Here is a 19,148-nt window from a genome sequence, read left to right on the forward strand (position 1 = left end):
AACGCTTAGTTTTTGGCAGTTTCTTTTACTTTAATATCTGTACCCAGTCTTTGGATGTAAGCAATCAGCGCTACAATTTCTCTTTCGTTCATAGGAACGAATTTTTCGCCTTTTGCAGCTGCTTTCTTCTTACTGTCTTCGTAACTTTTTACAAAATCAGGATCGCTTTTTAGATTGTACTCGATCGCTATTGCTTGCGTTCTCAAAGTCTTTTGCGCATTGGCTACATCGGCATCGCTATAAGGAACACCCAGCGAAACCATGGCTTTCATTTTCGTTTCAATTAAAGAAGTATCCATTGGTTTGTTATCAAACAACCATTTGTAACCCGGCATAATTGATCCTGCCGAAGTACTTTGTGGATTCCAAAAGTGATTGAAATGCCAGTTGTCGTTATATTTTCCTCCCACTCTCAACAAATCAGGTCCTGTACGTTTTGATCCCCAAAGAAATGGATGGTCGTAGACAAATTCTCCGGCTTTGGCTTGTGGTCCGTAACGTTCGACTTCACTTCTAAACGGACGAACGGATTGAGAATGACAACCAACACAACCTTCACGAATGTATAAATCACGTCCTTCCAGTTCCAACGGACTATATGGTTTCACACTGCTTATCGTAGGTATATTTGATTTTACCATAATCGTTGGCACAATCTGAATAACTCCTCCTATTAAAATAGCGATCGTAGCTAAAATGGTTAGCTGGATTGGTTTTCTTTCTAGCCAAGAGTGGAATTTTTCTCCGCTAAGTCTATTGCTGTTTATTACCTGTAAAGCAGGAGCCTGAGCTAATTCGTCTTCCACTGGTTGACCGGCTCTCACTGTCATGATGATATTATAAACCAAGGTTAGCATACCAATCAAATACAAGGTACCTCCAATGGCTCTCATCCAGTACATTGGCATAATTTGCGTAACGGTTTCCAGGAAATTTCCGTAAGTTAAAGTCCCGTCCGGATTAAATTGTTTCCACATAGAGGCTTGAAGAAAACCGGCTACATACATCGGAACGGTGTACAGGATAATCCCTAAAGTGCCAATCCAGAAATGGAAGTTTGCTAATTTATTTGAAAACAAAGTGCTTTTTGTCATTCTTGGAATTAACCAATAAATGATACCAAATGACATAAACCCATTCCATGCTAAAGCTCCAACGTGTACGTGGGCGATAATCCAGTCTGTATAGTGTGCAATGGCGTTTACATTTTTAAACGATAACATTGGTCCTTCAAAGGTTGCCATACCGTATCCTGTAATGGCGACTACAAAGAATTTTAAAACCGGTTCTTCACGAACTTTATCCCATGCTCCTCTTAATGTTAAAAGTCCGTTGATCATACCTCCCCATGATGGGGCAATAAGCATTACAGAGAATGCAACTCCTAAATTTTGTGCCCAGTTTGGTAAAGCAGAGTATAACAAGTGGTGTGGTCCTGCCCAGATATAGATAAATATTAAAGACCAGAAATGTATAATTGATAAGCGATACGAGTAAACAGGTCTGTTAGCTACTTTCGGAACGAAATAATACATTAATCCTAAAAATGGCGTTGTAAGGAAAAAGGCCACGGCATTATGTCCGTACCACCACTGTACTAAAGCGTCCTGAACACCCGCGTAAACAGAATAACTTTTTAAGGCTGAAACCGGAATTTCGATATTGTTGAAAATATGCAATACGGCAACGGTAACAAATGTGGCCAGATAAAACCAAATGGCTACATACAAATGACGTTCTCTACGACGCAACATCGTACCAATCATATTAATCCCCATTACAACCCAAATAAGCGCAATAGCAATATCAATTGGCCATTCGAGCTCTGCATATTCTTTTGAAGAAGTATACCCTAACGGCAGCGTAATTGCAGCAGCAACGATAATAAGCTGCCATCCCCAGAAATGAAGATTACTTAAAAAGTCGCTAAACATTCTGGCTTTCAGCAATCGTTGCAGCGAATAATACATCCCTGCAAAAAAGGCGTTACCTACAAAGGCAAAAATAACCGCATTGGTGTGCAAAGGTCTTAATCTCCCGTAACTCAGCCAGGAAATCCCGTCTGTTATATTGGGAAAGAGGTACATAACCGCTAAGGTCAGTCCTACTAACATCCCTACGACTCCAAAAAGGATCGTAGCGTAAATGAACTTCTTTACAATTTTGTTGTCGTAATAAAACTGTTCCATTTCCATAATTATACTTGTTTTTCTTCTGTATTTGATTTATTCTTTTTGGGGGTAATATTGGTCTCATCGTCAAAAAGCATTCTGACCGAGGGGGTATAATCATCGTCGTATTGTCCGGATTTGACAGCAACGATAAAAGCAATAAAGAATCCAATTGCTACGAAAATACTTACTGTAATTAGTAGATAAATGACACTCATACTCTAAATTTTATGTTACCAAAATTATTGTGTAACGAGCGTATAAAAAATGATATTTATCATGGTAAGGGAGGAATGTTGACTTTATAAAAATACCTTCCGTATATTTTTAGTTTACCGTAGATTCTTAGCACTAAAATAGTTAGTAGCAAAAGTTACAAATCCAACTATAGTAATCGTACTTAAAGGCATAATTATAGCCGCCACTAAAGGAAGGAGATTGCCCGTAACAGCAAAAGATAAACCAATAATATTATAGAGTAAGGATAAAGCAAAACTCATCTTTATAATAAGAATAGATTTTTTCGAAAGTTTTAAAAAATAACCTAAGCGGGCGAACTCCGACGCATCTAAAATGGCATCGCAGGCGGGGGAAAAAACATTCACATTCTCTGAGATTGAAACTCCGATATCACTTTGCACCAAAGCACCTGCATCATTCAAACCATCGCCAACCATCATCACGTTTTGCCCTTTTTCCTGGAGTTGTTTAATGAATTCTAATTTCTGCTCGGGTTTTTGATTAAAAACCAATTCTGTATTTTCCGGCAGGATTGCTTCTAAATTGGCTCTTTCACCATCATTATCACCCGAAAGTACTTTTATCTGACACTTTTTGCTTAATGCTAAAAACAATTTTTCTAAACCCTCCCGATATTGATTTTGAAATGTAAATCTGCCATAATAAATACCGTCAATTTCGATATGAAGCGAAGTTTTCCCGGTCTGCGTCTCTTCGGAAACAGGAACGTCAAGAAATACTGCTGAACCTATCCTGATTACCTTATTAGCAACTGAGGCCTGAATTCCTTTTCCGGTTATTTCGCAGAAATCATCGATTTTAGTTTTTTTATTTTCAGGTAAAAAGTCATACAACATTCGGCATAACGGGTGATTTGATGCACGAAGTACATTTTTTATAAGTGCATTATTTTCTTCTGAAATTGACTTCCCGTCATACTTGATATTTGCCTTTTTACTGGTGGTGATCGTCCCCGTTTTATCAAAAACTATGGTATCTACTTTTGCCAGCTGCTCAATTACCAGCGCATTTTTGAGATAGAATTTTTGTTTTCCTAAAATCCTGAGGATATTCCCAAAAGTAAAAGGCGCTGTCAGTGCCAGGGCGCAAGGGCATGCTACGATAAGCACCGCCGTAAAGACATTAAAAGCAATGTTTGCATCAATAGCGATCCAATATCCAAAACCTGCCATTGCAATTACTAATAATATCGGCGTAAAATAACGACTAATCGTATCCGTAATGGTTTTATGTTGCTGCAGTACCTTTTTCTGAAAAATCTCATTGCTCCATAATTGTGTCAGGTAACTTTGTGAAACCGAATGTAAAACTTCCATTTCGATGACTTTCCCGATTTGTTTTCCTCCGGCAAAAACTTTATCCCCTGATTTTTTGGTAATCGGAATGGCTTCACCCGTAACAAAACTATAATCGATCTCAGCTTTTTCACTAATCAAAATACCATCAACGGGGATCAATTCCTGATTTCTGATTATTAATCTATTGCCTTCTACGATATCATAAACCGGAACACTTTCTTCAGATCCGTCAGCATCAATTCGGGTGACGGCGATCGGAAAATAGGATTTAAAATCTCTTTCAAAACTTAAAAAACTATAGGTTTTAATCTGAAACATTTTCCCCAGGAGCATAAAGAAAACCAGCCCCGTTAAACTATCAAAGAAACCTGAACCATAATCCATTACAATATCAAAAGTGCTTCGGATGAACATTACAATAATACCCAGGGCTATTGGAATATCAATATTTAACATTCCGGCCTTTATACTTTTATAAGCCGAAACATAATAACCACTTGCTGAATATAAAAAACTGGGCAATGATAAAATCAAAATCAAAACCCTGAAAAATGGTTTGTAATTGTCTAACCAAAATTCCTTTATTTCGAAATACTCCGGAAATGACAGTAACATAATGTTTCCAAAACAAAAGAAGGCAACCCCTAATTTATAAGTAAGACTACGATCTACATTATTTTTTCCGGTTTCATAGTTTTCTAAACTTATATAAGGTTCATATCCTATTGAGCTTAACAGGTAAACGATAGTTTTAAGAGAAACGAGTTCAGAATTAAAGGTAATTCGAACTTTCTTGTCCGGAAAATTAACTTGCGAGTTACTGATTCTGGGTTGCATCCTATTGAGGTTTTCCAGAATCCAAATACACGAACTACAATGGATGTGCGGAATACTTAAGGATACAATAGCGGTATTTCCTTCCTGAAATTCTAGTAGTTTAGATAGTATGGCTTCATTTTCCAGGAAATCATATTTGCCCTGAATATCTTGCGGTGTAGCTCCCGGTGCTTTTTCAAAATCATAATAAGAGGTTAGATTATGAACGCTGAAAATTTCGTAAACAGTCTGACAGCCTTTGCAACAAAACTTTTTTTCATCAAAATTGATCTCTTCGTCTTTAGAAATGGTTAATCCGCAATGAAAACACCCTTGCTCCTTCATAATTTGTTATTTTAACTTATGCAAAGTTTATAAATCACAAAAGACTTTAACTATGATATTTATCATTCGCAGCTACCGGATAATTACAAACCCGTAGTACATTTAGAAAACCAGCCAAAAAAGCACATATAGCAAATCAGGAGAATTTTTTATTGCAAATACTATCTGTAACTTCTAAAATTGGCACTTCCCACTGTAAATAATCAATCCGGATTTGAATTGCCATCGGTTTCAACCAACGGTACTTTAGGTCCTAGTTCGGAGGCTTTAGCCAAAATTTTATTCTTTAAGTTTTTTACAAAAACCTAATGTCACTAAATTAAAATGTTTTTTCACGCAGATTTTGCAGATTTCGGGGATTTTTTTTTATCTGCTAAATCCGCTAAATCTGCGTGAGACTTTTTTGACAATTCTTAGCTTAATGATATTGGGCTAAAGCCTTACATTAGCACCTTTTAAATCCGTTGGTTGAAACCAACGGCTATTCAAAAAATACAATGTTACTTAAATGTACTGCACGCAATTACAATTCTAACTTTACAGAAATAAAAAATACTGGCCATCAATAATTTTTTGCTGTTATTTTTCCAGTATAATTGGAGCATGATATTAAAACTCTTACATACGATTTTGGATAAAACACAAAAAGTAAATCAGGAGAATTTTTTATTGCAAATACTATCTGTAACTTCTAAAATTGGCACTTCCCACTGTAAATAATCAATCCGGATTTGAATTGCCGTTGGTTTCAACCAACGGTACTGTAGGTCCGAGTCCAGAGGCTTTAGCCAAAATTTTATTCTTTAAGTTTTTTACTAAAGTCCAATGTCACTAGATTAATTTTTTTTTTTCACGCAGATCTAGCTGATTTAGCTAATTTTTTTTATTATTATCTGCTAAATCCGCTAAATCTGCGTGAAACTTTTTTTGAGAATCCTTGGCTCAATGATATTGGGCTAAAGCCTTACATCAACACTTTTTAAATCCGTTGGTTGAAACCAACGGCTATTCAAAAAATACAATGTTACTTAAATGTACTGCACGCAATTACAATTCTAACTTTACAGAAATAAAAAAATACTAGCTATCAATAATTTTTTGCTGTTATTTTTCCAGCATAATTGGGGTTTTGAATACGAATAATCGTAATTTTGCAGTAAATTTTTTTGCTATGAACAAATGTGATCAATGCATCGTAAGACAGCTTACTTCTCTAAAAGCACTGAATAAAGATGAGGTTATTAGATTAGCAAATAGCAAAACAACATTAAGCATAAAAAAAGGGGATGCTATTTTTGAAGAAGGTGAAATTACCAATGGTGTTTTTTGTGTAAAAGACGGTATTGGAAAACTTTCTAAGTTAAGTGCTAACGGAAAAGATCAGATTGTAAAACTTGTTAAATCAGGTGAACTTTTAGGGCAACGCTCGATGATCAGTAACGAACCCGCAAATCTAAGTGCAAAAGCTGTCGCTGACATGGAAGTTTGTTTTATTCCAAAAACAGAAATCATCAACTTTTTTAACAACAACAATCAGTTCTCCATGAACCTGATGCAATCGGTGTGCGAAGATTTGAAAGAATCTGAAAACGACAAAATCGCATTAGCACAAAAGACCGTAAAACAAAGACTGGCCGAAACTTTATTATACTTACTGGCTACTTTTGGTGAAAACACAGACAAAACCTTAAAAGTTCAACTTACTCGTGAAGAATTAGCCGGAATGATTGGTACTGCGACTGAAAGCTGTATCCGTTTATTATCTGACTTCAATAAATTGGGACTAATCGAATTGGTTGGTAAAAAAATTGTGCTTAAAGACATCAATTCCCTAAAACGATTGGCAGAATAATTGACTCAAGTTGCTAATTATTGCTTTTCAATATGCTGCCATTTCAATAGCCTTCTGCTTTGGCTCAATTTCATTAAGCCAAGGATTCTCAAAAAAGTCTCACAAAGATTGAAACAGATTGAGACAAAAAAATCCGCAGAATCTGCAGAATCTGCGTGAAAAAACATCTTAACTTAATGGTACTGAGATTTATCTGATATTAAATATTTAATAATCAAACCACTAATCTGAGTCGAAAGAGGTGTAGTATATTTTGGCTAAAGCCCTTTAATCTTAACGTATTCCTCCAGCTAAAGCAGGAGGCAATTCAAAAAATGAGGTATCACTGGCTTCATTATTGGGGTAAAAAAAAACACAACTTGAATTAATTACTGTTTTTTTGCTTCATTCCAAAACACATCCATTTCTGCTAAGGTCATATCCATTAAAGGTTTGCCCATATCACTTGCTTTGCTTTCTAAATATTGAAAACGCTTAATGAATTTTTTATTGGTACGTTCTAAAGCATCTTCGGGATTCACATTTAAAAATCGGGCATAATTGATCATTGAGAATAAAACATCTCCGAATTCGGCTTCTATTTTATCCTGATCGCCTGCTTTTACTTCTACTTGTAATTCTTCTAATTCTTCCTGTACTTTATCCCAAACCTGGTGCGGTTCTTCCCAGTCAAAACCTACACCTTTTACCTTATCCTGTATTCTGCTGGCTTTTACCAAAGCGGGTAAACTTCTCGGAACGCCTTCTAAAACCGATTTTTTGCCTTCTTTAAGCTTTAGTTTTTCCCAGTTTTGTTTGACTTCTTCTTCATCTTTTACAACCGTGTCGCTGTAAATATGAGGATGGCGATGAATCAGTTTATCGCAAATTTCATTGCACACATCAGCCATATCAAAAGCATTGGTTTCACTGCCTATTTTAGCATAAAAAACGATATGCAATAACAGATCTCCAAGTTCTTTTTTAACTTCATTCAAATCATTATCCAAAATGGCGTCTCCTAATTCGTAGGTTTCTTCGATTGTAAGGTGTCGCAGGGTTTGCAAAGTCTGTTTTTTATCCCACGGACATTGCTCACGAAGTTCATCCATAATAACTAATAATCTTTCGAAAGCCTGAAGTTGAAGTTCTTTGCTCATTTTTGACGTTTTTTTGATTGTATAACCGAACGGTGTAAAAGTAAAAAATCCTGTCAAGAAAACATCTTAACAGGATTATTATATTTGAATCTAAAATTTACTATTCTTCTTTTTTAACTTTTGCTTTTTTAGGAGCTGCAGCTTTTTTTGGTTTTTCCTCAGCAACAGGAGCTTCTTCAGTTTCAGTTGGAACCGGAGCTAAGTCTGTCACTAAACCTTTTCCTTGAAGAGTGTTGTACCAGTTTAATACTTTTTTAATATCAGATGGGTAAACTCTTTCTTCATCATAATCAGGTAAAACTTCTTTAAAATAAGCCGTTAAAGTTGCATTATCTTCTTTATGAGAAATCGCCTGACCTTTGTTTTCTTTAACCGCAATGCGTTGCATTACTTCAGTCAACGGTTTTTCACCATCTTGTGTATAAATTGAAATTTCAGACAATAAACTTACATTACTTTTTAAGCTTACAGTGATTTTTTTTCCATCAGTTAATGATTCAGCTACAAATCCTGTACGAGTCTGTACTTTTAAAGCATATAAACCTGGTTTCCCGGAAACAGCTAATATTTTTTCTAAATTCATGTTTATTATAATTTGTATTAAGAATTTCGTTTATTTTTTATTGTCTCTTTTTTTATCAAAAATAATTATCTGCCTTTTTTGGCAGCAACAAATTTCATTTTATAATCCTGAAAAGTCTTGCCTTCTGTAATATTTTTTAATTTCTTTTGAATCAAACGCTTTTTTAAAGAAGATATTTTGTCTGTAAACAACACTCCTTCAATATGATCGTATTCGTGCTGAATAACTCTGGCAATCAAACCGTCAAAAACCTCTGTTTTTACAACAAAATCTTCTTCACAATACTCGATTGTAACGGTTGGTTTTCTGTAAACGTCTTCACGAACATCAGGAATACTCAAACAACCTTCGTTAAAACTCCACTCCTCGCCTTCTTCTTTCACGATTCTGGCGTTGATAAATGTTTTTTTGAAACCTTTTAATTTATTTTGTTCTTCTGTTGAGTAATCTTCATCGTCACTAAAAGGAGTTGTATCAATTACAAACAAACGAATTGCTATTCCAACCTGTGGCGCAGCAAGTCCAACACCATAAGCGTTGTACATGGTTTCATACATGTTTGCTAATATCTCTTTTAAGTTTGGATACTCCGGTGTAATTACCTCACACACTTTTCTTAAAACTGGATCACCGTATCCTACAATTGGTAAAATCATTTGTATTATTTTTTGTATTATCTACTGGAAAACACTGAATTTTATTCTCCTAATTCAGCTGGCAAAAATAGTAAAAAATAGTCAATGAATAATTCTAAACAACATATTAATCTCATTTTTGCATGCTTATTAAAAACTCAGCTATAATTGTGCCAAAAGAATTCGTACAATTCTTACCTTTGCTCGTAAACCATACTATATGTTTAATCGTATCTCCAAATTTACCAATAGTACCTCTTTTCTAAATGCTTCTAAAGTAACTATTGCTTCTGTTGTTCCTGTTCTGATCCTGAACTTTCTGGGACATTTTGAAATTGGTTTTACGATTGCCTTAGGTGCTTTTTATACCTATCCGAGTGATATTCCGAGTACTTTAACGCATAAGATAAAAGGTCTTATTGTGGCCTCCTTAATCGTTTCGGGTGTAAATCTTCTGGTGAATCTTGCTTATCCGTTCCCGATATTATTTTATCCGTTTTTGGGATTGTTACTGTTTTTATGCTGTATGATTTCTGTTTATGGACAGCGCGCTACCTTGGTTTCCTTTTCTGCATTACTTTCAATTTCTTTGTCTTTTGGCCATTTACATGAAGGCTGGGATGCGGTTGAATATTCGGGTTTTATTTTTATTGGTGGTATTTTATATCTCATTGTCTCGCTTATTTTTCATTTTGTACAACCTTATAAATATGTTGAATTACAAATTGCTGAAGGCATAAAACTAACGGCAAAATATTTAAAACTAAGAGGAGATTTATGGAGCCCTGAAGCAAATCGCGAAAAAATAACTCAAAAGCAATTGGCTGTTCAGGTAGAACTAAACCAAATCAACGAAGATTTAAGGAAAGTGTTAATTGGAAATCAAAGCACTTCCGCTGCCACCAGTCAGAATCGCAAAATGTTACTTGTTTTCATAACGCTTGTTGAAATCCAGGAATTAGCATTATACACCTCATTTGATTACGACAAACTTCATGAAAAGTTTGACAAACATCCTGACGTTTTAAGAACGTATCAAAATGTGGCGTACAAACTGGCTTCCACTTTAAAAAAACTATCCAAAAATGTACATCATATTGCCGCTTATGTGGACAAAAATGATCTGAAAAATGAATTGGACGCGCTCGAATTTGCCATTTTTGATTATGAAAAAAGCTTAGGAAGAGAAGAAGCAAACGAAGGAGTTCTCATGCTGACCAATATGCTGAAATATGCTAAAAATCAGGTTGGAAAAATCAAGATCATACAAAGGGCTTTTTCACTTGCCATGCAATCTTACAAGTTGAAAGACAAAGACAAGGAACTGGAAAAATTTCTGACACCTCAGTATTATCCGCTCCGTACACTTATTGAAAATATGAGTTTTTCTTCTTCTATTTTCAGACATTCGCTCCGACTGACCATTACGATTCTGATTGGTCTTGTTGTAGGGAACTTTCTTCCTTTTCAAAATGTCTATTGGATTCTACTGACCATCGTTGTCATCATGCGTCCGGGTTATGGATTAACAAAAGAGCGTTCGTATAATCGAATTTTTGGAACTGTACTTGGTGGACTTCTGGCATTCGGGATTGTATCCCTTATTCAGAACCATGTGGCGTTGAGTATATTCTCTATTGTTTGTATGTTACTGGGTATCTCATTTACACAGATTAACTATAAAATAAGTGCCACTTTCGTAACCATGTATGTGGTTTTTATTTACGGAATCCTAACGCCAAATGTTGTAGAAGTAATTCAGTTCAGAATATTAGATTCGCTTGCAGGAGCTATTTTAGCTTTTATTGCCAATCAGTTTTTATGGCCGGCCTGGGAGTTTATCAATACTCCGATACACATTGAAAATTCGATTCGCGCCAATCGAAATTACCTTAAAGAAATTGCTGATTTTTACAATAAAAAAGGAGAAACACCAACGTCCTACAGATTGGCCAGAAAACATGCTTTTGTCGAAATTGGCAATTTAACGACCTCGTTTCAACGCATGATGCAGGAACCTAAATCAAAGCAAAAAACCCTGCCATTGGTCAATAAACTGGTGGTTTTGAACCATTCTTTGCTATCGGCTTTGGCTTCTTTGTCAACTTATATTCAATCGCATCAGACCACATCTGCTTCGGAATCATTCAATTATATTATAAAAACGATATTATTGAATCTCGATCATTCTATTTCGGTTTTAAAAAACGAAACGATTATAACCGATACCTTTTTTGATAAGGAAGATGTAACCCTGCAATTCGAAGAATTAAAACGCATTAACTTTACGCGTCTGGCGGCAGACGATGAACTTGATAAAGAAACCCGTCAGGCTAAAATGCAGGAGGCTCAGATGGTCATTGAGCAATTGATCTGGATGAGCAATCTGGCAGAAAAAATTCTAAAAATTACGAAAGAGCTAAAAGCAACAAATCCAGATTAATTCATCTGGATTTGTTGTTTATAATAGTAAGTAGTTGATTCTAGTTTTTCAGTTTTAAAACTTCAGAAGTATATTTTCTCATTTCTTCTAAAAGCTCCGGTGTTTCATTCAGGTTTTTACCGTAAGAAGGAATCATGATTTTCATTTTCTCTTCCCATTCAGGTGATTTACTTTGATCTGCAAAACATCTGCTAATTAAGTCCACCATAATAGAAACAGCAGTAGAAGCTCCCGGAGAAGCACCTAATAAAACCGCTAAAGTTCCATCATGTGTATTAATTACTTCTGTTCCAAATTCTAAAACTCCACCACCGTTTTCGTCTTTTTTAATCACCTGAACACGTTGTCCGGCTCTTTCTAATGTCCAGTCCTTAGAACGTGCTGTTGGCAAATATTCACGAAGTGCTTTCATTCGGTCTTTTGGAGACTGACGCACTTGTTCGATCAAATATTTGGTTAATGGAATATTATGAAATCCCGCTGATAACATTGGAATTACGTTGTTTGCTTTTATAGACAAAGGCAAGTCCAGATACGATCCGTTTTTTAAGAATCGTGTAGAGAATCCGGCGAAGGGCCCAAAAAGAAGCGCTTTTTCACCATCAATGACACGGGTATCAATATGCGGAACGGACATTGGAGGCGCTCCAACACTTGCTTTTCCGTACACTTTTGCCTGATGTTTTGCAATCACTTCAGGATTAGTACATTTTAACCATTGTCCGCTTACCGGAAAACCGCCATACCCATTTCCTTCCGGAACATTGGCTTTTTCTAATAAAGGTAATGAACCTCCACCTGCTCCGATAAAAACAAACTTGGTATAGGATTTTCTTTTTTGTCCTGTAGCTAAATCGGTAATTTTAATTCTCCAGGATTTATCTTCACGTTGTCTCATTTTTTGAACCTCGTGATTGAAATGCAGCGACACACCATCCAGTTTTTCCAGATAATTAAACATACTTCTGGTCAATGCACCGAAGTTTACATCGGTACCAATCGGCATAAAGGTGGCTGCTAATTTTTCATTATTTTCTCTGCCTTCCATTACAAGAGGCATCCATTGTTTCAATTGTTCAAATTCAGTACTAAAAGTCATTTGAGCAAAAATTGGATTACTTTGTAAAGCTTCAAAACGTGTTTTAAGATATTCAACGTTTTTATCTCCCCATACAAAACTCATATGCGGAACACTTTTTATAAAATTGTCGGGAGAGGGAACTTTATTTTGTTGCACTAAGTAGGCCCAAAACTGACGGGAAACCTCGAAAGATTCCGCTATACTTATTGCTTTTTTAGGATCAATACTTCCGTCTGCCTTTTCCGGAGTGTAGTTTAATTCACAAAAGGCCGAGTGACCGGTTCCTGCATTATTCCAAGCATCAGAGCTTTCGGCTGCAGCAACATCTAATCTTTCGTATATTTCAATTTTAATATCCGGTTGTAACTCTTTCAAAATTACTCCAAGAGTGGCACTCATAATTCCAGCTCCAATGAGAACTACTTCACTATTTGAACGTATTGTTTCGTCAGGCATAACAAATTTATTTTAAAACGCAAAGGTACTTTTTATAATTGCAAAAAAAAACTAATTTCATAGGATAAAAGTTAGGAAATTTAAAACACTAAAATCCTTGAAGATTCCGAAAAAGAAAATCCTAAAATCGTTTCGAAGAAAGATAATCCTGAAGCATTATGGTAGCCGAAATTTCATCAATCAACCCTTTATTCTGGCGTTGCTTTTTGCTTAATCCGCTATCTATCATCGTCTGGAATGCCATTTTTGAAGTAAAGCGCTCGTCTACACGCACTACTTTCATATCCGGAAAGATATTTGAAAAATGCGTTACAAATCCTTTAATTATCGAAGCACTTTCAGACGGAAGCCCGTTCATTTGTTTGGGCTCCCCAATTAAGACCGCTTCTACTTTTTCTTTAGTGAAATAATCTTTCAGAAAATCTATTAAAGTATTCGTCGGAATCGTTGTCAAACCCGAGGCGATAATCTGCATTTCGTCTGTAACGGCAATTCCGGTGCGTTTTTGTCCGTAATCTATAGAGAGGATTCTTGGCATTTTAGTAATTTTTATCAAAGATAGAAAGGAAAATTCACAAACCTGAAAAAAGAATTATTTCATTTTACAAAAAAAGAGTCCGCCTTGATTGCTCAAAACGAACTCATCCAACATTAAAACCTAAAAAAATGGGGTTATCTACCAAATAAACGACTAAAAAAACCTCTCTCGTCTTCTTCCTCCTCTTCCTGTTGCTCTTGGTGGAAAGACTTAGATTGTGCTCTTTCGTGGTCTAAAATCAGTTCCTTGATATATTCTACATACGATCTCTTTTTCTCTTCTAAAAATCCGATCAGGTATTTTTCACTGAACTCCACTCCGCTCGCGTTTTCTATTTGCAGTAATTTTTTATACAAGGGTTCAATATGCAGGGCAATGACTTCTTGAGGAATGGCCTGTCTTCTTCCAAAATAATTTACAATAACACCATTTTCGTCTTTGGCAATTTCAAAATCAGTAATGACCCAGTAATATCTCCCTGACTTGGCAAGATTTTTCACAACGGCATGAAAGTTTTTACCTGCTTTAAGATTTTCCCACAAAACTTTAAAAATTACTTTAGGCATATCAGGATGCCTGACAATATTATGTGGCTGCCCCATAAGCTCGTAATCTTCATATCCGCAAACGTCTATAAAAGTTTCATTTGCATATTCGATGATACCAAATGCATTGGTTTTACTCATAATCACCTGAGTTTTGTCCCACGAGACTTCTTTATCTATTATGGTTCGGTTTTGGAGCTGATTTTCGCTATTCATATCTTAGTAGATTAATTTGTTTTGGATTGATACTGACAATTCTTACTTTATATTGTCCGAATTAGGATACAAAACTAACAAGAAGTAAAAACACAAAATCTGACTTTTATCATATTATAACAGTAAAAAAACGTTTACAGACCATTATTTTAATTTTTAGATATAAGAAAGTTGTACTAAAAAACCCGGAAAAGCATCGTTTTATACTTTGATTTACAAATCATTTTTTTGTTTTCGTAAATTCTCTACAGACTTAAAAGCCTTCCCAAATAATCTATTTTACGAATATAAACTAAACATCAAAGCATATCAATTTTTAAGAGGATTACCACTTTGTCAGGTTAATTTTGAAGCTGTTTTTAATACAAAAACCTACAAATAAATGAGCCGTTACAAACAAAGCATTTCTTTGCTCTTAAAAAGAGTTCTTATCGTTTTATTACTCTATCAATTCACCAGAGTTCTTTTTTACTTCTTTAATATTGAATTGTTTACCGAATTTACTTTTCAAACTTTTTTGGGAGGACTGTCTTTTGATATGTCGGCTATCGTATACATAAACAGTATTTTTATAGTTGGTCATTTACTTCCCGGTAACTTAAAATATAATACGGCTTATCAGCATATTTTAAAGGTCTCGTTTTATCTTGTAAACCTTCTTTTTATCGCTACCAATTTTATTGATATTATCTATTACAGATTTACAGGAAAAAGAAGCACTCTTGCCATGATCACTGCAAAAGGAATGGAAAATGAAACATTAGGACTAATCCCTTCTTTTTTAAAACAGTTTTGGTACGTTACGCTCTTTTTTATTATTATTAGTATTTTATTCTGGTTCTTACTATCGAATTTTAAAAACAATACAAATCCAGAACATTCAACAAAGAAAGACCGTTTTAAAGAATATGCCTGTTTTATTATTTCACTACTTGCAATTGTAATTATAGGACGCGGAGGATTCCAAAAAAAACCAATTAAGGTCGTAGATGCAATTAGATACAGCACACTTAACAATACAGGCTTAGTCTTAAATACCCCTTTCTCCATTCTTACAACTCTCTTTAAAAAAGAGGATATTGACAAAGTTAATTACTTCAGTGAAAAAGAATTAATTTCAATTTACAACCCGATAATTTCACTAAAGCCTAACCAACCTACTATAAAGAAAAATGTAGTAATTTTAATTTTGGAAAGTTTTGGGAATGAAAATATCGGACGAGGACAAACTCCTTTTTTAGACTCACTCATCACAAAATCTTATTATTTCAAAAATGGTTTTGCAAACGGGAGAGTTTCTATAGATGCGGTTCCCTCCATAATTTCGAGTTTACCAAGTCTAATGAATAATGCATTCATATTATCCAGTTATTCATTAAATAAAACAAATAGTCTTCCGCAAATTCTTAAAAAAGAAGGATACAATACCTCTTTTTTTCATGGTGCTTTTAATGGTAGTCAAAACTTTAATCAGTATGCACTAATATCCGGTTTTGATCAATATTATGGAAAAGACCAATATACAGGACATGATGCCTTTGATGGAAAGTGGGGGATTTTTGACGAAGAATTTTTACAATTTTACGCTCATAAATTGAACACTTTTAAAAAGCCATTTTTTAGTTCTTTATTTACAATTTCATCTCATTTCCCGTATACAATTCCAAAAAAATATCAAGGAAAATTTCCAAAAGGAACTACTGAAATACAAGAAAGTATAGCTTATACTGATTACTCTTTACGAAAATTTTTCAACACTGTTAAAAAAGAAAAATGGTATAAAAACACCTTGTTTGTTCTTTCATCGGATCATACTTCCGGCGGAGATAAAAATACAGACAAAACAAATATTGGAATATACCGAATTCCAATACTATTTTTTGATCCTTCCAACCCCGAATTAGTTGGCGTTACTAAAAAGAACTTTCAACAAATTGATATCATGCCCAGTATCCTCGATTACTTAAATATAAAAACTGATCTAATTAGTTTTGGAAAAAGCTACAGATCTAAAGACGACTTTGTAATCAATTATCTTCAAGGAACTTATCATTATATACAAGGCGATTATTATATAAATTTCGCTAATAATCAAATAATTGGCTTATACAACTGGAAAAAAGATGTTTTATTAAAAACAAATTTGATGCAATCAGACAAGACCAGAACCAAAAAAGCTACAAAATTTCTGAAAGCATATATTCAATCTTTTAACGAAAGGGTCATTGACAATAAATTGACTCTTTAAATCAATCAAATTTCACTTCTTTCATTGAAATTTAGCACTACATATTCAAAAAAAACTTCAAATAATTGTGATAGAGCGTTTCTTCCTGAAAAACAAAATATTACACATTACTTATTAGAATAATTAAATTATGCAATTGAGAAACACAAAAAAACTATCCGTTATCATTCTTACTCACAATGAAGAGTTTTACATTAGTGAAGCAATAAAATCGGTTTCCTTTGCAGATGAAATCATTGTTTTAGATTCATACAGTAATGACAGAACTCCAGAAATTGCTTCGGGCTTAGGAAGCAATTTAATTTTCAGAGAATTCGATAATTATTGTAATCAAAGAAATTATGCCATACCCTATGCCACGGGAGATTGGATTCTATTTTTAGACGCTGATGAGAGAGTATCTGAAAAACTTAAAAGAGAAATATTAAAAAGCATCGAGTCAAATAAATTTAGTACTTATAAAATCTGGTTTCCTCATTTTTTCATGAATCGATTTTTATTTCATTATACAGATAAAACTGTTCGTTTGATGAAAAATGACGATCTACTATTTAAAAATGAAGTACACGAAAGATTAGTTCTTAAGTCAAAACCTGGTGTATTACGAAATCACATGATACACTATACCTACAGAGGACTTTTACATTTTATAAGTAAAAAAGATAAATATGCTTGGTTTCAAGCAAAAATGTGCATTTCTAAAGCACAAAAAGTAACTTTGTTTTTGTTGATTTTCAAGCCCTTTTATCGTTTTTTCCACACCTATATTATCAAAAGAGTATATCTTGATGGCGTTCCGGGTCTTGCTGCTGCAGCAATAGATGCATACGGGGTTTTCTCCAGATATGCTAAAATGATGCTCATTGAAAAAGACTCAAAATAGTCTTAATTTCCCCCATCTTATTTTTAATCTAAAGATCATTAAACTATCGTGCCCTTCAATACTAATTCGTTTTATCTCATATTGATCCTTAAAAGGAAAATAGTTGGGGCGATTACCAATTTTTAAACCAAATTTCATTTTATTTTCAACGATTACGCTCTTAAATTCTGCTTTTTCCTTGTTTTCCCTCGGATAATTACCGTAAGGATACGCTAAGACCGGGAAAACTTTCAAATTGTTCTTTGTCATCACTTCTTCACATTTTAAAAAATCATTTTCTATTTCCAAAGCAGATAATGAACTGTATTTTTTATGTCCAAACGAATGATAACCTAATTCTATTTTATCTCTATTAAGACATTTCAATTGATCCATAGTCATTATTTTCTCTCCAGGGAACTTTGAGTTTTCATTCCATAAGTCTATTTTACCAATATAAGAAAAAGGAATAAAGAAACTGGCCTTTAAATTGAACTTCTCCAATAACGGAACTGCATAAATCAGTTGATTCTCTGTAACGTCGTCAAAAGTAAGAACAATACTTTTCCGGGGAATAACCTGCATCTTTTCCAATTCACCAAAATGAAATGTTCTGTAGTTATTGTCTTTTAAAAATCGAAGTTGCTCTTCTAAATTTCGTGCTGAAATAGTCAGTTTATTGCTTTCATTTTCACACTGACAGATGTTATGATACATTAAAATGGGAAGTTTAGACATTTTTAATTTTATTTTAAAAAATTATTAAAAAAATACGTATTTTCATACAAAAATATTTTATGTTATCCAGTATACCAACTCCCAAAATCAGTGTTATTGCCTTTTGTACTAACGAAATAAACGATATTAAAAAACTTATAGACAACGTTTCATTTGCTCATGAAATCATTCTAATAAACACTAATAAACGTAACAATGCTATCCTACCACTTGTCGAAAAATGTGGGGCAACTCTTGTACAACAAACTATCACAAATAAAACCCAACAACAAAATCTATTAATTAACCAAGTACAAAACGACTGGATACTGCTATTAGATCTAAAAGAATATATTTCTACTGAACTTAAAAATGAAATTTTACTCAAAATTTCTAATCCGCAAGCAAATAGAATTTACTACATCAAACAGACGTTTCATTTTTTTAAAAAGAAAATAAATTATGGCGAATTTATATACCGAAAAAGGGTCTTCCTTTTTAGAAAAAAAGTAGAAATCTCTTTATCTAATAACAGGAATAAACCTTCTATAATTGCTTTCTTTAGAAAATCTGAAATATTAAAAAACAGAATCGATTCATACACTTATAAAGATTTCGACGAATACAACTTGCGATTAAGTTTAAAAAGCAAAGAGGAAGCAATACTTTTACATATGAAAAACATCAAACCCAATATGTATCATTTTCTTGTAAAGCCTTTTTTTAATTTTATGAATCAATATTTTGCAAAACTTGGTTTTTTAGATGGAAAGGAAGGTTATATTCTTGCTTACATAAACTCGTTTGCCATTCTAAAACGTTATTTATTCCTTTGGTTATTACGCAATAAACTGGAATAATTTTATCTGTAATCAGAAAATTTACTAGTCCTTTTTTTTTAGAATCCTTATAAGATCTCCAATAACAGAGTGTATTTTTCTT

15 protein-coding genes are annotated in these 19,148 nt (G+C 34.0%); 5 read left to right on the forward strand and 10 right to left on the reverse strand.

Annotated features, from left to right (window positions below; genetic code table 11):
• Positions 1-5: 5 nt before the first annotated feature.
• From ccoN to AB674_RS09910, 3 genes are all read right to left on the reverse strand, one after another.
• Positions 6-2,195 (reverse strand): cytochrome-c oxidase, cbb3-type subunit I, encoded by a 2,190-nt coding sequence (gene ccoN / locus AB674_RS09900; protein ID WP_047776150.1) that lies wholly within the window; start codon positions 2,193-2,195, stop codon positions 6-8.
• A gap of 2 nt (positions 2,196-2,197) precedes the next feature.
• Complete coding sequence (gene ccoS, locus AB674_RS09905; RefSeq protein WP_047776152.1) at positions 2,198-2,389, reverse strand: cbb3-type cytochrome oxidase assembly protein CcoS; 192 nt, start codon at positions 2,387-2,389, stop codon at positions 2,198-2,200.
• Positions 2,390-2,503: 114 nt separating this feature from the next.
• Complete coding sequence (locus tag AB674_RS09910; RefSeq protein WP_047776154.1) at positions 2,504-4,891, reverse strand: heavy metal translocating P-type ATPase; 2,388 nt, start codon at positions 4,889-4,891, stop codon at positions 2,504-2,506.
• 1,171 nt (positions 4,892-6,062) lie between these two features.
• Here AB674_RS09910 and AB674_RS09915 point away from each other — a divergent pair.
• On the forward strand, positions 6,063-6,743 hold the full coding sequence (locus tag AB674_RS09915) for a Crp/Fnr family transcriptional regulator (protein ID WP_047776156.1): 681 nt from the start codon (positions 6,063-6,065) through the stop codon (positions 6,741-6,743).
• 368 nt (positions 6,744-7,111) lie between these two features.
• On the opposite strand, the gene mazG is transcribed toward AB674_RS09915, so the two are convergent.
• The 3 genes from mazG to def all read right to left on the reverse strand — a co-directional run bounded on the left by mazG (position 7,112) and on the right by def (position 9,121).
• Complete coding sequence (mazG, locus tag AB674_RS09920) at positions 7,112-7,882, reverse strand: nucleoside triphosphate pyrophosphohydrolase (RefSeq protein ID WP_047776314.1); 771 nt, start codon at positions 7,880-7,882, stop codon at positions 7,112-7,114.
• Positions 7,883-7,982: 100 nt separating this feature from the next.
• Positions 7,983-8,465: a DUF5606 domain-containing protein gene (locus AB674_RS09925; protein ID WP_047776158.1), complete on the reverse strand. Its 483-nt coding sequence runs from the start codon at positions 8,463-8,465 to the stop codon at positions 7,983-7,985.
• Positions 8,466-8,530: 65 nt separating this feature from the next.
• Positions 8,531-9,121 (reverse strand): peptide deformylase, encoded by a 591-nt coding sequence (def, locus tag AB674_RS09930; RefSeq protein ID WP_047776159.1) that lies wholly within the window; start codon positions 9,119-9,121, stop codon positions 8,531-8,533.
• A 199-nt stretch (positions 9,122-9,320) separates the two neighbouring features.
• Between def and AB674_RS09935 the strand changes: the two genes are divergently transcribed.
• Entirely contained in the window at positions 9,321-11,543 is a 2,223-nt protein-coding gene (locus AB674_RS09935; protein WP_047776161.1) for an FUSC family protein, read from the forward strand.
• A gap of 40 nt (positions 11,544-11,583) precedes the next feature.
• On the opposite strand, the gene AB674_RS09940 is transcribed toward AB674_RS09935, so the two are convergent.
• From AB674_RS09940 to AB674_RS09950, 3 genes are all read right to left on the reverse strand, one after another.
• Positions 11,584-13,080, reverse strand: a complete 1,497-nt coding sequence (locus AB674_RS09940; RefSeq protein WP_047776162.1) for a malate:quinone oxidoreductase — start codon at positions 13,078-13,080, stop codon at positions 11,584-11,586.
• Between the two features lie 121 nt (positions 13,081-13,201).
• Positions 13,202-13,618 (reverse strand): Holliday junction resolvase RuvX, encoded by a 417-nt coding sequence (gene ruvX, locus AB674_RS09945; protein WP_047776164.1) that lies wholly within the window; start codon positions 13,616-13,618, stop codon positions 13,202-13,204.
• A gap of 134 nt (positions 13,619-13,752) precedes the next feature.
• Positions 13,753-14,379, reverse strand: coding sequence for a PAS domain-containing protein (locus AB674_RS09950; protein ID WP_047776165.1), 627 nt, complete (start codon positions 14,377-14,379; stop codon positions 13,753-13,755).
• A 382-nt stretch (positions 14,380-14,761) separates the two neighbouring features.
• Between AB674_RS09950 and AB674_RS09955 the strand changes: the two genes are divergently transcribed.
• Together AB674_RS09955 and AB674_RS09960 are read left to right on the forward strand one after the other, a co-directional pair.
• Positions 14,762-16,627 carry an LTA synthase family protein gene (locus AB674_RS09955; RefSeq protein WP_047776168.1) on the forward strand — a complete coding sequence of 622 codons (1,866 nt, stop codon included), beginning with the start codon at positions 14,762-14,764 and terminating at the stop codon, positions 16,625-16,627.
• 136 nt (positions 16,628-16,763) lie between these two features.
• Positions 16,764-17,510 (forward strand): glycosyltransferase family 2 protein, encoded by a 747-nt coding sequence (locus tag AB674_RS09960; RefSeq protein ID WP_230001563.1) that lies wholly within the window; start codon positions 16,764-16,766, stop codon positions 17,508-17,510.
• Here the strand turns inward: AB674_RS09960 and AB674_RS09965 are convergent.
• A complete protein-coding gene (locus tag AB674_RS09965; protein WP_047776171.1) occupies positions 17,502-18,227 on the reverse strand; it encodes a polysaccharide deacetylase family protein in 726 nt (241 codons plus the stop codon). The genes AB674_RS09960 and AB674_RS09965 overlap by 9 nt on opposite strands.
• A 59-nt stretch (positions 18,228-18,286) precedes the next feature.
• Between AB674_RS09965 and AB674_RS09970 the strand changes: the two genes are divergently transcribed.
• A complete protein-coding gene (locus tag AB674_RS09970; protein WP_047776172.1) occupies positions 18,287-19,066 on the forward strand; it encodes a hypothetical protein in 780 nt (259 codons plus the stop codon).
• Positions 19,067-19,148: the final 82 nt, after the last annotated feature.

The sequence above is a fragment of the Flavobacterium sp. ABG genome (assembly GCF_001027725.1).
In the GTDB taxonomy this organism is placed as follows: domain Bacteria; phylum Bacteroidota; class Bacteroidia; order Flavobacteriales; family Flavobacteriaceae; genus Flavobacterium; species Flavobacterium cupriresistens.